Origin of the sequence: Psychrobacter sp. 16-MNA-CIBAN-0192, assembly GCF_040309565.1 — a bacterium.
Taxonomy (GTDB): Bacteria; Pseudomonadota; Gammaproteobacteria; order Pseudomonadales; family Moraxellaceae; genus Psychrobacter.
On the sequence record NZ_JBEOOX010000229.1, the window covers coordinates 1 to 274 of the forward strand.

The window sequence follows — 274 nt, forward strand, 5'->3', positions numbered from 1 at the left end:
GTCATCGAATACAATGCCGATCAAGGTGGGGATATCGGTGTAGTTATCAAGTTGACTTTCTTCTAAGCGAGTCACTAAGTTGGCAAGTTGCTTAGCGCTTAAAGAATGTAAGTTGAGAATATCTTCACGATAATCCAACGCTTTGTTGGTGTTGTCCCACACCAAGTCTTCAACAGGGTAAATTTCGGAATAATCGGGGACGAGAATACGGCAGGCCGATGCGCCTAAATCGATAAATTCGGCAATGTACACCTCTTTACCTAAGTCTTCTAAG

General features: G+C 43.1%; 1 pseudogene. It reads right to left on the minus strand.

Annotated features, from left to right (window positions below):
* A pseudogene (locus tag AAEY78_RS13030) lies at positions 1-274 on the minus strand (OsmC domain/YcaO domain-containing protein); the annotation flags it as partial.